We start from the raw sequence: 12,983 nt of genomic DNA, 5'->3' as shown, positions 1-12,983 counted from the left end.
ATGACCTCGAACGGAGCCCCTGCCCCCGGCGCACCTGCCGGCCGTCGGCGTGCGCTGGGGCGAGGCCCGGAGGCTCCCCGGTCCGAGCCGGAGAACGACCCGCAGACCGAGCCGGGGGTTGCGGCGCGTGAGCCTGAGGCATCCGGGCGCGGGCCCGAGCTTCCCGGCGACGGGTCGGGAGCCTTCGAACGCGGGCCTGAGGTCCCCGAGCGCGAGCCGCTCGGCTCCCGGCAGGAGCCGGCGGTCCCGGAGGACGGGGCGCGGACCGCCCAGCGCGGGCCCGAGCTGCCCGAGGACGAGGGGCGGGCCGACGAGGGCGAGTCGGGAGCCGCGGCGTCCCAGGAAGCCCCCGACGGCGTCTTCACGGTCCGTCTCGCCAACTTCGAGGGTCCCTTCGACCTGCTCCTCCAGCTGATCTCCAGGCACAAGCTGGACGTCACCGAGGTCGCCCTGTCGAAGGTCACCGACGAGTTCATGGCGCACATCCGGGCCATGGGTCCCGACTGGGACCTGGACCAGACCACGGAGTTCCTCGTCGTGGCGGCCACCCTGCTCGACCTCAAGGCCGCCCGGTTGCTGCCCGCCGCCGAGGTGGAGGACGAGGCCGACCTCGCGCTGCTGGAGGCCCGGGACCTGCTGTTCGCGCGGCTGCTGCAGTACCGCGCCTACAAGCGCATCGCCGACATCTTCAACGACCGGCTCGACGAGGAGGCCCGGCGTCATCCCCGTACCGTCGGCCTCGAACCCGAGCACGCCGAGCTGTTGCCCGAGGTCGTCATCAGCATCGGCCCCGAGGGCTTCGCCAGGCTCGCGGTCAAGGCGATGCAGCCCAGGCCCAGGCCGCAGGTCTACGTCGACCACATCCACGCCCCGCTGGTCAGCGTGCAGGAGCAGGCGGGGCTCGTGGTCGCGCGGCTCAGGGAGCTGGGCGAGGCGAGTTTCCGGGTACTGATCGAGGACACCGACGACACGCTCACCGTCGTGGCCCGGTTCCTCGCCCTGCTGGAGCTGTACCGGGAGAAGGCCGTCGCCCTGGAGCAGGAGGCCGCGCTCGGGGAACTGACGGTGCGCTGGACCGGCGGGGACGCGGACACGGCACCCATGGTCACGGACGAGTTCGACCGGCCGCCCGAGAAGCGCGAGGAGGAGAAGAAGACATGAGCGAGGAGACCGCCGAGACCCCGGCCGGGCCGCGGACCGTGGCCGACCTCGACCTCAAGCCCGCCCTGGAGGCGATGCTCATGGTCGTGGACGAGCCCGCGGCCGAGGAACACCTGGCGAAGCTGCTGGAGCGGCCGAGACGGCAGGTCGCGGACGCGCTGCGCGAGCTGGCCGACGAGTACACCGTGCAGGGCCGCGGCTTCGAGCTGCGGTTCGTGGCCGGCGGCTGGCGCTTCTCCACCCGCGCCGCCTACGCGCCCGCCGTCGAGCGGCTGGTGCTGGACGGCCAGACCGCCCGGCTGACCCAGGCGGCACTGGAGACCCTCGCGGTGGTCGCCTACCGCCAGCCGGTCAGCCGCAGCCGCGTCTCCGCCGTGCGCGGAGTCAACTGCGACGGTGTCATGCGCACCCTCCTCCAACGCGGTCTGGTCGAGGAGGCGGGCGCGGAACCCGAAACAGGTGCGATCCTGTACAGGACGACGAACTACTTCCTGGAGCGGATGGGCCTGCGTGGCCTGGACGAGCTCCCGGAGCTCGCGCCCTTCCTTCCCGAGGCGGAGGCGATCGAGGCCGAGACCCAGGAAGGCGTTTTGTCGTTCGACCCGGACGCGCCCGACGCGCCCGGCGGTCAGGACGCAGACGACTAAGACGGAAACCTTGATGCGAAGCAGCGGCAGCGGCAAGAGCGGCGGGCGCGGTAACTACCGCGGTGCCGGCAACGACAGGGACCAGAAGCAGGGGCAGGGACGTCCTCGCAAGCCCCGCCCCGAGGAGCGCCGCTACGACGTGGGCCCCGGGGCCACCCAGGACGGCCCCAAGGCCGGGCGCGGCGGCGCGGCCCGTGGTGGCGCCAAGGGCGGCCCGAAGCGGCCCCAGCAGGGCGGCCGTACGGAGCCGGCCCGCTCGCGTGAGTACGAGACGCGGGTGGAGGAGCGCAACCGGGAGCGGTACGCGGGCAAGAAGGACGTCAAGCTGCCCAAGACCTTCCCCGGCGCCGAACAGGAGGGCGAGCGGCTGCAGAAGGTCCTCGCGCGCGCGGGCTACGGCTCCCGGCGCGCCTGCGAGGAGCTGATCGAGCAGGCCCGGGTCGAGATCAACGGCGAGATCGTCCTGGAGCAGGGCCGCCGCGTGGACCCGGAGAAGGACGAGGTCAAGGTCGACGGCCTGACCGTGGCGACCCAGTCGTACCAGTTCTTCTCGCTGAACAAGCCCGCCGGTGTCGTCTCCACCATGGAGGACCCGGAGGGCCGCCAGTGCCTGGGTGACTACGTCACCAACCGCGAGACGCGGCTCTTCCACGTCGGCCGGCTCGACACCGAGACCGAGGGCGTCATCCTGCTCACCAACCACGGTGAGCTGGCACACCGCCTCACGCACCCCAAGTACGGCGTGAAGAAGACCTACCTCGCGCACATCGTCGGCCCGATCCCGCGCGACCTCGGCAAGCGCCTGAAGGACGGCATCCAGCTGGAGGACGGGTACGCGCGCGCCGACCACTTCCGGGTCGTGGAGCAGACCGGCAAGAACTACCTGGTCGAGGTGACGCTGCACGAGGGTCGCAAGCACATCGTGCGGCGCATGCTGGCGGAGGCGGGCTTCCCCGTCGACAAGCTGGTCCGCGTGGCCTTCGGCCCGATCACCCTCGGCGACCAGAAGTCGGGCTGGCTGCGCCGCCTGTCGAACACCGAGGTCGGCATGCTGATGCAGGAAGTCGACCTCTAAAAGCGCCTTGCCGTGATGACCATCCCCCTTTATTGTCAGAGTGACGATAAAAGGGGATGGTGAATCGCGTGTCGAAACGTGCCGCAACCGGATCACTTCTCGGCCTCGCCCTGGGAGACGCCCTCGGCTTCCCGACCGAGTTCAACGACGTGCCCTCGATCCTCGCCAAGTGCGGGCCCTGGCGGGAGATGGAACTGCCGCCGCGCGCCTTCGTCTCCGACGACACGCAGATGACCCTCGCGCTCGGGCGCGCGCTCCGGACGGCGATGGAGCGCGGTCTCCTCGCGCCGAAGCGGCTGGAGCGGCCGCTGCGCGCGGAGTTCGTGGACTGGTACCAGTCCCCGGAGAACAACCGTGCCCCGGGCCGCACCTGCCTGACGGCGTGCGGCCTGCTGAAGGAGGAGGGGCGCGTCTGGCAGGACGCCAGCCAGGCCGGCTCCAAGGGGTGCGGTGCCAACATGCGCGTCGCCCCGATCGGTCTCGCCCCCGGCCTGAGCGACGAACAGCGTGCCGGCGCCGCCCAGTTGCAGTCCGCGCTCACCCACGGCCACCCCACCGCGCTGGCCGCCTCCGACCTCACCGCCCACGCCGTGCACCTGCTTGCCCAGGGCACCGACCCGGCCGGCCTGGTGGGGCAGTTGCGCTCCTACGCGCTGGACAACCGCACCCGCTACCACCACACCTGGCTCGGCGACCTGTGGACCCGCTCCCAGGACCCCGGCCCCGAGCACTTCATCGCGCGCGGCTGGGACGAGTGCCTGGCGATCCTCGGCCGGCTGCGGGACGCCCTGCGGACCGTCTCCCCGGAGACCGACCCCTGTCTGGCCACCGGCGAGGGCTGGATCGCCGAGGAGGCCCTCGCCACCGGGCTGCTGTGCTTCCTGCTCTTCCCGGACGAGCCCGTCACCGCCCTGCGCCGGGCCGCCTGCACGGCCGGCGACTCCGACTCCATCGCCTGCCTCACCGGCGCCTTCGCGGGCGCCTGGCTGGGCGCGGACGCCTGGCCCGCCGACTGGGCCGAGCGGATCGAGTACCGGGGGGACCTGCTGACCCTGGGAGCCCTCTGGGACGCCTAGGCCCAGGACGGACCACCTGGGCTTCGACCCGGTTCGGGCGGTCGCGGGACGAGCGGGCCCGTTGCCGCCGACCAGGCGCGGGCCGGCTCAGCCCTGCCCGACGCGTCCGGCACCCAGGCCGGCCCGCACGGCCCGGTGGTCCGCCTCCGGCCGGAGGGCCGAGGCCCGGCGCACCCGGTGCAGGAAGCCGGCCACGCGCGCGTGGTCCGGCTCCGGGGGCAGCGGGCTGCCCCGCAGAGCCTCCTCGCCCTCGGCCGCCAGCCGGGCCATCCACGCCTCCACCCGCGCCCACGGCACCTCACCGCGCTTCACCGCCAGCAGGGGCTCGCGCTGCTCGCCGACGTCGATGCGCAGATCGCCGGAGCGCAGCAGGTCCCGCGCGGACATCAGCAGCCGCAGCAGGTGCATCGCGTGCTTCCAGCGGGGGCCGCCCGTGGTGCGGACGTCGGCCTCCAGCTTCTTGCGCTGGCCGAGGGCGTAGCGGGAGAAGGTGCCGTGGGCCTGCCGTGACAGGAAGGCGTCGCGCAGGGACAGCAGCTCGCGGCCGGTGTCGTCCACGTGCTCCACCCACGGGGAGTGCAGGCACTCCAGGATGTTCGGGTTGCCGCGCAGCGCCAGCTCACAGAACCGTTCCAGCTCCCAGGAGAACCGCTCCTCGCCCGGCCCCTCCACGTGCGTGGGCGGCTTCTCGAACCGCCAGTACAGCGGGGTGGGGGCGAGGAACACCCCGCGCCGGTCGGTGTCGCTGGCGTCCGTGGCCAGGCCGAAGGCGCGGGAGCCCATGACGCAGGCGTAGATCGTGTGGTCGCGTACCAGGTCCTGCGGCTGCATCCCAGGAGCGTACGCGGCCTCCTCAGGCCAGGTGGATCGAATTTCCCGACACCGTGATCGACTTTTTGCCCAGCGGCCGGGTCGCCGGACCGTGGGCCACCGAACCGTCGGCGATGTGGAACCTGCTGCCGTGGCAGGGGCAGTCGATGGTGCCGTCCGACACCCGGCTCACCGTGCAGCCCTGGTGCGTACAGACCGCCGAGAACGCCTTGAAGTCACCCTTCTTGGGCTGGGTGACCACGATCTTCTGCTCCGCGAAGACCTTGCCGCCGCCCTCCGGGATGTCACCGGTCCTCGCCAGTGGCTTCCCGGCGGGGGACGCCTCCCGGGCGACGGTGGACGTCTCCGTCCCGGAGCGCGAAGCCTCCATCCCGGAGGGGGACATCTCCATCCCGGAGTGGGACACCTCCGGGATGGAGGGGGACGCCGAGGACGCCGACGCCGTGGAGCCGCCGTCCTTGCCGGCGCCGCACCCCGCGCATCCCAGGGCGAGCGCGCCGGCGCCCGTGGCGAGAACCGCGCGCCGTGTGGCGGACTGGGTCATGTCAGACCTCCGTACAAACGTCTCAAACAGTGAATACCGGATCTTTCGCATCGTCTCAGCGAGCGGGCGGCGCGCGCCCGTACCGCGCGGGCTGACTACGCTGGACGGACCAAGAAACAGACGCACATGTCAGCGAGGAGCAGCGCCGTGGCGGTACGAGCGGTCCGGGGGGCCGTCCAACTGGAGCGGGACGAGGCCGGTCACATGGAGGAGCAGGTCGGAGCGCTGCTCACCGCCGTCCTGGAGCGGAACGGGCTGACCACCGACGACCTGATCAGCATCTGGTTCACGGCCACCCCCGACCTGCACAGCGACTTCCCGGCCGCCGCCGCGCGCAAGCTGGGCATCGTGGACGTCCCCCTCATCTGCGCCCAGGAGCTGGACGTCGAGGGCGCCCTGCCGCGGGTCGTGCGGATCCTCGCGCACATCGAGTCGGACATGCCCCGCGCCGACGTCAGCCACGTCTACCTCGGCGCCGCCGCGGCCCTGCGCAAGGACATCGCCCAGTGAGAACCGCGCTCGTCATCGGAACCGGACTGATCGGCACCTCCGCCGCCATCGCGCTCGCCCAGCGCGGGGTCACCGTCCACCTCGAGGACCACGACCCCGAGCAGGCCCGCACGGCCGCCGCACTGGGGGCCGGCACCGACGAGGCGCCCGACGGGCCGGTCGACCTGGCCATCGTGGCCGCCCCGCCCGCCCACGTCGCCCGGGTGCTCGCCGACGCGATGCGCCGGGGCGTGGCCCGCGGCTACCTGGACGTCGCCAGCGTCAAGGGCGGCCCCCGCCGGGAACTGGAGACGCTCGGCCTGGACCTGTCGGCGTACATCGGCACGCACCCCATGTCCGGCCGGGAGAAGTCCGGCCCGCTGGCCGCCACCGGTGACCTGTTCGAGGGCCGCCCCTGGGTGCTCACCCCGACCCGGGACACCGACACCGAGGTGCTGAACCTCGCCCTGGAACTGGTCTCGCACTGCCGGGCCGTCCCGGTCGTCATGGACGCCGACGCCCACGACCGCGCCGTCGCCCTCGTCTCCCACATGCCCCACCTGGTGTCCAGCATGGTCGCCGCGCGCCTGGAGCATGCCGAGGAGGCCGCCGTACGGCTGTGCGGGCAGGGCATCCGGGACGTGACCCGGATCGCCGCCTCCGACCCGCGCATGTGGATCGACATCCTGTCCGCGAACCCGGGTCCGGTCGCCGACCTGCTCTGCGACGTCGCCGCCGATCTGGAGGAGACGGTCCAGGCGCTGCGCGCCCTGCAGTCCTCCGACGAGGCCAAGCGGGGCGAGGGCACCACCGGCATCGAGGAGGTGCTGCGCCGCGGGAACGCCGGCCAGGTGCGGGTACCCGGTAAGCACGGCAGCGCCCCGCGGGTGTACGAGACCGTCGTCGTCCTCATCGACGACCAGCCCGGCCAGCTGGCCCGCATCTTCGCGGACGCGGGCCGGGCGGGCGTCAACATCGAGGACGTCCGCATCGAGCACGCGACGGGACAGCAGGCCGGTCTGATGCAGCTCATGGTCGAGCCGAAGGCGGCGGCGTCCCTGAAGGAGGAGCTGCGCGAGCGGGGCTGGGCGCTGCGCCAGTAACGTCCGGTGAGGGCGCCTCCCGCGAGCCAGTAACCTTGTCCGGGGCGTCCTCGCGCCCCGGACCCCCGCTCACCACCCTTCACCAGGAAGGTGTCCCCCGTGGAATACGGCGCCGCCCCGACCGCCAAGCCCGTGATCGTCGCGATCGACGGTCCCTCCGGCACGGGCAAGTCGAGCACGTCGAAGGCCGTGGCCGCGCAGCTCGGCCTGAGCTACCTGGACACCGGTGCCCAGTACCGGGCGATCACCTGGTGGATGGTGAACAACGGCATCGACCTGGAGGACCCGACCGCCATCGCCGCCGTGGCCGGCAAGCCGGAGATCGTCTCGGGTACCGACCCGGCCGGCCCGACCATCACGGTCGACGGCGTCGACGTGGCCGCCCCGATCCGCTCCCAGGAGGTCACCTCCCAGGTCAGCGCGGTCAGCGCGGTGCCCGAGGTGCGCATCCGGATCACCGAGCTCCAGCGCTCGCTGGCCGCCGCCGCGGAGCAGGGCATCGTGGTGGAGGGCCGGGACATCGGTACGACCGTCCTCCCGGACGCCGACCTGAAGATCTTCCTCACCGCCTCGCCGGAGGCCCGCGCGGCCCGCCGCAGCGGCGAGCTGAAGGGCGCCGACGTGACGGCCACCCGCGAGGCCCTGATCAAGCGGGACGCGGCCGACTCCAGCCGTAAGACCTCGCCGCTCGCCAAGGCCGACGACGCGGTCGAGGTGGACACCACCGAGCTCACCCTCGCCCAGGTCATCGAGTGCGTCGTCACCCTGGTCGAGGAGAAGCGGGCGGGGAAGTGACCCAGCCGCCGCTTCCTTCGGAGAAGGGTGCCGAGGTCGGACGGCGCATCGGCGTCGGCCTCATGTACGGCCTGTGGAAGCCGCGCGTGCTCGGTGCCTGGAAGGTGCCCGCGACCGGCCCGGTGATCTTCGCGGTCAACCATTCCCACAACATCGACGGCCCGATGGTCATGGGCGTGGCGCCCCGCCCCACGCACTTCCTGATCAAGAAGGAAGCCTTCATCGGCCCGCTGGACCCCTTCCTGACCGGCATCGGCCAGCTGAAGGTGGACCGCGCCTCCGCCGACCGCACCGCCATCGGCCGGGCCCTCGGCCTGCTGGCGGCCGGGGGAGTGCTGGGCATCTTCCCGGAGGGCACCCGGGGCGAGGGCGACTTCGCCTCGCTGCGTGCCGGGCTCGCCTACTTCGCGGTCCGCAGCGGTGCTCCGATCGTTCCCGTGGCGGTGCTGGGAAGCTCCGGGCGGCCCGGACGGTTGATAAAGGCGCTGCCCCCGCTGCGCTCCCGCGTCGACGTCGTCTTCGGCGACCCCTTCGACGCGGGCGACGGCAGCGGGCGGCGTACACGCGCGGCGCTGGACGAGGCCACCGAGCGCATCCAGAAGCAGCTCACCAGCCACCTGGAAAACGCCAGGCGCCTGACCGGGCGCCGGGCGACACTTGAGTAGTGGATCAGCCGGGAGAAACCGGTCCGATCCACCGACCACCACGAATGAACAACGAGGTACGGACTTCATGAACGACGACATCCAGCCCGACGGCTCGGCCGAGCACGAGTACGAGCACGGGGCTCTCGGCGACGCCGAGTACGCGGACTTCATGGAGCTCGCCGCGGAAGAGGGCTTCGACATCGAGGATGTCGAGGGTGCCATCGAGGCGGCGGGCCATGGTCCGCTGCCCGTGCTCGCCGTCGTCGGCCGCCCCAATGTCGGCAAGTCGACCCTGGTCAACCGGATGATCGGCCGCCGCGAGGCGGTCGTCGAGGACAAGCCGGGCGTCACCCGCGACCGCGTCACCTACGAGGCCGAGTGGGCCGGCCGCCGCTTCAAGGTCGTCGACACCGGCGGCTGGGAGCAGGACGTCCTCGGCATCGACGCCTCCGTGGCCGCGCAGGCCGAGTACGCGATCGAGGCCGCCGACGCGGTCGTCTTCGTGGTGGACGCCAAGGTCGGCGCGACCGACACCGACGAGGCGGTCGTGCGGCTGCTGCGCAAGGCCGGCAAGCCGGTCGTGCTCTGCGCCAACAAGGTCGACGGCCAGAGCGGTGAGGCCGATGCGTCCTACCTGTGGAGCCTCGGCCTCGGCGAGCCGCACCCGGTCTCGGCGCTGCACGGCCGCGGCACCGGCGACATGCTCGACGCCGTCCTGGAAGTCCTGCCGGACGCCCCCGTGCAGTCCTTCGGCACGGCCGTCGGCGGCCCGCGCCGCATCGCCCTGATCGGCCGCCCGAACGTCGGCAAGTCCTCCCTGCTGAACAAGGTCGCCGGCGAGGAGCGCGTCGTCGTCAACGAGCAGGCGGGCACCACCCGCGACCCGGTCGACGAGCTGATCGAGCTCGGCGGTGTGACCTGGAAGTTCGTGGACACCGCCGGCATCCGCAAGCGCGTCCACCTCCAGCAGGGCGCCGACTACTACGCCTCCCTGCGCACGGCCGCCGCCGTGGAGAAGGCCGAGGTCGCCGTTATCCTGATCGACGCCTCCGAGAACATCTCGGTCCAGGACCAGCGCATCGTCACCATGGCGGTCGATGCGGGCCGCGCGGTCGTCCTCGCCTTCAACAAGTGGGACACCCTCGACGAGGAGCGCCGCTACTACCTGGAGCGGGAGATCGAGACCGAGCTGGCCCAGGTGGCGTGGGCCCCGCGGGTGAACGTCTCGGCGCGTACCGGCCGCCACATGGAGAAGCTCGTCCCGGCGATCGAGACCGCCCTCGCCGGCTGGGAGACCCGCGTGCCCACCGGCCGCCTGAACGCCTTCCTCGGCGAGCTGGTCTCGGCCCACCCGCACCCCGTCCGGGGCGGAAAGCAGCCGCGCATCCTGTTCGGCACCCAGGCCGGCACCAAGCCCCCGCGGTTCGTGCTCTTCGCGTCCGGCTTCATCGAGGCGGGCTACCGGCGTTTCATCGAGCGCCGGCTGCGCGAGGAGTTCGGCTTCGACGGCACCCCGATCCACATCTCGGTCCGGGTGCGCGAGAAGCGCGGCGCGAAGAAGAAGTAACGGCGCGGCGAGGCAGCCGCGGCCCGAGCGGCACGGTACGACGTGAAGGGCGGCCCCTGGAATTCCAGGGGCCGCCCTTCACGTCCGTGTACCCGTCACACGCCACGGCGTGGTCCCGGCGGCAGGGCGGCGGCCGGGACGTAACTCATCCCGGTGTCGTGCTGCCGTCCGAGGGTGCCGACCCGCTGCCACTGCGACTGCTGCCGGGCGCTGTAGGCCCCCGCGCTGTAGGCGCTGTACGAGCTGCTGAACGACCCCGCCCGGTGGCCGCCGTACGTGCCCGTACCGTCGGGGAACTCCCCGAAGGCGCTGAACCTCAGCCCCTCCTCACCGCTGCGGTCCCCGGGCAGTGTGCGGAAGGTTTTCACCCACTCCGCGTAGAGCGAGTCGTAGATCGGCGTGGCCGACGGTCCGCCGGAGGGATCCTGCGCCGTCCTCGCGGAGGGGACGGAGGTGAAGGACGACCGGCGGGGAGGGGTGTCGTATGCGTGCACGTATGTCCAAACGACCGGGAATCCAAAGGGATGCGGTCGGACCGGTGCCCGGGGCTCAGGTGCCGGCGAGCGGCAGCGCCGCGGCGACCAGCTTCCCGTTGGCCGCGGCCTTGTCCAGCGCGTCCCGCAGCAGGTCCTCGCGGGGCTGCCGGCCGATGGACCCGACCGGCGCCGCGAACATCAGTACCTGCTGATGCTTGTTCGCCGCCGCCCGCCAGCTGTCCGTGACCTGGAGCGGCTGATGCGCCTGCCACCAGGCCACCGGCTGCCCGCCGGAGTTCCCCGGCTGGAGCACCGCGTGCAGCTGGCCCATGGCCAGCAGGACGGACCAGCCGTGCAGCACCGGAGGGACGGAGGCCAGCTCGGTCACCGGCATGAAGCCCTGTTCGATGAGCAGGGGAAGGAAGTCGTCGCCGGCCCCGATCGTGCCCGGCCGGACGATCGGCGAGGTCGGCTCGACGACGAGCGCGGGGTGCAACTCTCCGTCGATGAGGACGAGTCCGCTGGTCACGCCGAGCACCGCCTGCTCGGCCACGGCCTTGTGCGGCGCACCGCCGGCCATGTCACCGTCAGCGGTGCCGATGGACCGGACGGCGCCCTGCAACTGCTCCTCCGTGACCTGGACGACCTGCGAGGGCAGGCAGCCGGCGTGGGCGAAGGCGAGGACGGCGGTCTCGTCACCGACGAACAGAACGGTGCTGGTGCGCTCCTGCTCGGAGTCGCCCGGGGTGCGACAGGACGTGCAGTCGTAACTGCCCGGGGCGTTCTCTCCGGCGAGCAGCCGGTCGGCTTCTTCGTCGCCGATCTCGGCGCGTACGGCGTCACTGACGTCGAGCATGCGCGGCACGGGTGGCTCCCTCGGGATGCGGTGCTGGGGGTCGGCCGGGTGGCTCCCGGCCGATGAGCCCCCGGGGTTGCGGGCTCATGAAGAAGACAACGGACGTTCTGTGGTGGGGGTCACGCCCCGAGACGGACCGGTTCGAACCTTCCACCGCGCTGGGTCACCTTTGGTGCGGAATTGGCCACACACCGTCAACTTCGAGCAGTGCCACGGAACTTGAACGGGTGAAGTGGGTCACAGATCGCTTCCATGAGTGGTCGAAAAATCGGTAAATCAAACGATGTAGTGGGTGTCCGGAAATCGCTGATACCCGCGGTAACCGGCAAGTGGTCTGGAACAACGGTGAGTTGGTTGATTCCGGCTGCTCGCCCTCCTTAGATTCCTCCGCCGTGTGCAACGAGCACCGCTCGGGAACGTCCGCCGACCGGCACCAGGCAGAGCACGACCGCCGGCACCGGTCACGGCGGACGGGGCGGGCGCGAGGAACCGCGGCCATACGCGGTGAGGCGCGCTCCGCCTTGGGGGAGCCCGGGTCCGTGGAGAGGGAACTACATGTCCGAGTGTGCCGATACCACCCGCAACACCGCCCGTCCCGACAGCGCCCGCAAGGGCCGTACCACGGCCGCGCTGGCCGGAGCCGCCCTGCTGGCCCCGCTGGGACTGCTGGCCGCGACGGGCAGCGCCGCCGCGGCGGACAACGGGGTGTGGGACCGCATCGCCCAGTGCGAGAGCGGCGGCAACTGGCACATCAACACCGGCAACGGCTACTACGGCGGGCTCCAGTTCTCCGCCTCGACCTGGCGCGCGTACGGCGGCACGGCCTACGCCCCGACGGCCGACCAGGCATCCAGGAGCGCGCAGATCACCGTCGCCACCAACGTCCAGCAGGCCCAGGGCTGGGGCGCCTGGCCCGTCTGCTCGGCCCGGGCCGGAGCCTCGGGCGCCGCTCCCGCGGCGGCCCGCACCGGTTCGTCCGGTACGCCGGCCTCGACGGGCGGCGCGACGCAGAAGTCCGCCCCGACGAGGTCCGCCCCCACCAGGTCCGCCCCGGCGAAGACGCCGGAACGCCCGGCGGCCACCACCGGGCGCAGCGCCTCCCGCGGTGACTACACCGTCCGCGAGGGCGACACCCTGAGCATCATCGCCGCCCGCCACGGGACCACCTGGCAGCGGATCTACGCCGCCAACGAGGCCGTCATCGGCGGCGACCCCGATCTGATCGTGCCCGGCCAGCGCCTCGTGCTCTGAACTCCGGACACGACGCACCGGGCAGCCGCCGTCCCGGCGGGGACGGCGGCTGTTCTTGTGGTCGGTGGTGGTGAGCCAGTCCACCACCGGTCACCCGCCCCGTCGGCGCCGCACCGGTCGCGCCGTCGCTCTCGCGGTCTCGGTTCCCCTCGCTCGCCCAGCCCTTCGCATCGTCGCGCCCGGGTCCGCCCTCGGGGTCAACCCCCGGCCCGCGGCACGCGTACCCGCGAGCTGACGTCATGATGCTCGCCTGGCCGCGGCGCCGACAGGGGGCGTCCGGCGATTGTGTGGTGAATCGGTGAAATTCCTATGCGGCGTCAGGTGCGCTGACAGTCCGCGGGATTGCGCGGGGAATCACGCCCCGGAGCCGCCCCCACCGCCGGCTGGGGGGCTTTGCGCGGGGAATTCGAAGAGGCTGCTGGGCACACATGAATTTCGTTCGATTACCCCGGTGAGCCGTACGGA

At 72.2% G+C, this 12,983-nt stretch carries 14 protein-coding genes; 10 read left to right on the top strand and 4 right to left on the bottom strand.

The features are described from left to right. From ACIGYR_RS23765 to ACIGYR_RS23750, 4 genes are read left to right on the top strand one after another with little or no spacing between them, the layout of a single operon-like run. Positions 1–1,161, top strand: a complete 1,161-nt coding sequence (locus ACIGYR_RS23765) for a segregation and condensation protein A (protein WP_399601298.1) — start codon at positions 1–3, stop codon at positions 1,159–1,161. Further along, positions 1,158–1,808, top strand: coding sequence for an SMC-Scp complex subunit ScpB (scpB, locus tag ACIGYR_RS23760; protein WP_391844165.1), 651 nt, complete (start codon positions 1,158–1,160; stop codon positions 1,806–1,808). Before ACIGYR_RS23765 ends, scpB begins: the two co-directional genes overlap by 4 nt. A gap of 13 nt (positions 1,809–1,821) precedes the next feature. After that, positions 1,822–2,883, top strand: coding sequence for a pseudouridine synthase (locus ACIGYR_RS23755; protein WP_391844167.1), 1,062 nt, complete (start codon positions 1,822–1,824; stop codon positions 2,881–2,883). A 56-nt stretch (positions 2,884–2,939) separates the two neighbouring features. After that, positions 2,940–3,959: an ADP-ribosylglycohydrolase family protein gene (locus tag ACIGYR_RS23750; protein ID WP_399601293.1), complete on the top strand. Its 1,020-nt coding sequence runs from the start codon at positions 2,940–2,942 to the stop codon at positions 3,957–3,959. 87 nt (positions 3,960–4,046) lie between these two features. Here ACIGYR_RS23750 and ACIGYR_RS23745 read toward each other — a convergent pair whose 3' ends face one another. Next, on the bottom strand, positions 4,047–4,790 hold the full coding sequence (locus ACIGYR_RS23745) for a DNA polymerase beta superfamily protein (RefSeq protein WP_399601291.1): 744 nt from the start codon (positions 4,788–4,790) through the stop codon (positions 4,047–4,049). Between the two features lie 22 nt (positions 4,791–4,812). Further along, a complete protein-coding gene (locus tag ACIGYR_RS23740) occupies positions 4,813–5,334 on the bottom strand; it encodes a Rieske (2Fe-2S) protein (protein WP_399601288.1) in 522 nt (173 codons plus the stop codon). A 147-nt stretch (positions 5,335–5,481) separates the two neighbouring features. On the opposite strand from ACIGYR_RS23740, the gene aroH reads away from it, so the two are divergent. From aroH to der, 5 genes are all read left to right on the top strand, one after another. Continuing rightward, positions 5,482–5,844: a chorismate mutase gene (gene aroH / locus ACIGYR_RS23735; RefSeq protein ID WP_399601285.1), complete on the top strand. Its 363-nt coding sequence runs from the start codon at positions 5,482–5,484 to the stop codon at positions 5,842–5,844. Further along, on the top strand, positions 5,841–6,926 hold the full coding sequence (locus ACIGYR_RS23730) for a prephenate dehydrogenase (RefSeq protein ID WP_399601282.1): 1,086 nt from the start codon (positions 5,841–5,843) through the stop codon (positions 6,924–6,926). The genes aroH and ACIGYR_RS23730 overlap by 4 nt, the downstream gene beginning before the upstream one ends. 99 nt (positions 6,927–7,025) lie before the next feature. Continuing rightward, a complete protein-coding gene (gene cmk / locus ACIGYR_RS23725; protein ID WP_391844177.1) occupies positions 7,026–7,721 on the top strand; it encodes a (d)CMP kinase in 696 nt (231 codons plus the stop codon). Between the two features lie 62 nt (positions 7,722–7,783). Then, complete coding sequence (locus ACIGYR_RS23720) at positions 7,784–8,386, top strand: lysophospholipid acyltransferase family protein (protein WP_399601370.1); 603 nt, start codon at positions 7,784–7,786, stop codon at positions 8,384–8,386. A 67-nt stretch (positions 8,387–8,453) separates the two neighbouring features. Further along, positions 8,454–9,935, top strand: coding sequence for a ribosome biogenesis GTPase Der (gene der / locus ACIGYR_RS23715; protein ID WP_391844179.1), 1,482 nt, complete (start codon positions 8,454–8,456; stop codon positions 9,933–9,935). Positions 9,936–10,030: 95 nt separating this feature from the next. Here der and ACIGYR_RS23710 read toward each other — a convergent pair whose 3' ends face one another. Continuing rightward, positions 10,031–10,429 carry a hypothetical protein gene (locus tag ACIGYR_RS23710; protein WP_391844181.1) on the bottom strand — a complete coding sequence of 133 codons (399 nt, stop codon included), beginning with the start codon at positions 10,427–10,429 and terminating at the stop codon, positions 10,031–10,033. Between the two features lie 55 nt (positions 10,430–10,484). Next, entirely contained in the window at positions 10,485–11,276 is a 792-nt protein-coding gene (locus tag ACIGYR_RS23705) for a hypothetical protein (RefSeq protein WP_399601277.1), read from the bottom strand. Between the two features lie 546 nt (positions 11,277–11,822). Between ACIGYR_RS23705 and ACIGYR_RS23700 the strand changes: the two genes are divergently transcribed. Continuing rightward, positions 11,823–12,518, top strand: coding sequence for a transglycosylase family protein (locus ACIGYR_RS23700; RefSeq protein WP_399601274.1), 696 nt, complete (start codon positions 11,823–11,825; stop codon positions 12,516–12,518). Positions 12,519–12,983 lie beyond the last annotated feature (465 nt).

Origin of the sequence: Streptomyces sp. NPDC053076 (genome assembly GCF_044546845.1) — a bacterium.
Lineage (GTDB): Bacteria > Actinomycetota > Actinomycetes > Streptomycetales > Streptomycetaceae > Streptomyces.
The sequence above is the reverse complement of the archived record's forward strand: the minus strand, read 5'-3'. Positions and strand labels throughout refer to the sequence as shown.

What these genes read in the sequence shown, in the direction of transcription:
- der (WP_391844179.1), top strand. Translation starts at nt 8,454, where the DNA reads ATGAACGACGACATCCAGCCCGACGGCTCGGCCGAGCACGAGTACGAG.
- ACIGYR_RS23700 (WP_399601274.1), top strand. Translation starts at nt 11,823, where the DNA reads ATGTCCGAGTGTGCCGATACCACCCGCAACACCGCCCGTCCCGACAGC.
- ACIGYR_RS23745 (WP_399601291.1), bottom strand. Translation starts at nt 4,790, where the DNA reads ATGCAGCCGCAGGACCTGGTACGCGACCACACGATCTACGCCTGCGTC.
- ACIGYR_RS23720 (WP_399601370.1), top strand. Translation starts at nt 7,784, where the DNA reads ATGTACGGCCTGTGGAAGCCGCGCGTGCTCGGTGCCTGGAAGGTGCCC.
- ACIGYR_RS23740 (WP_399601288.1), bottom strand. Translation starts at nt 5,334, where the DNA reads ATGACCCAGTCCGCCACACGGCGCGCGGTTCTCGCCACGGGCGCCGGC.
- ACIGYR_RS23750 (WP_399601293.1), top strand. Translation starts at nt 2,940, where the DNA reads ATGGTGAATCGCGTGTCGAAACGTGCCGCAACCGGATCACTTCTCGGC.
- ACIGYR_RS23765 (WP_399601298.1), top strand. Translation starts at nt 1, where the DNA reads ATGACCTCGAACGGAGCCCCTGCCCCCGGCGCACCTGCCGGCCGTCGG.
- ACIGYR_RS23755 (WP_391844167.1), top strand. Translation starts at nt 1,822, where the DNA reads ATGCGAAGCAGCGGCAGCGGCAAGAGCGGCGGGCGCGGTAACTACCGC.
- scpB (WP_391844165.1), top strand. Translation starts at nt 1,158, where the DNA reads ATGAGCGAGGAGACCGCCGAGACCCCGGCCGGGCCGCGGACCGTGGCC.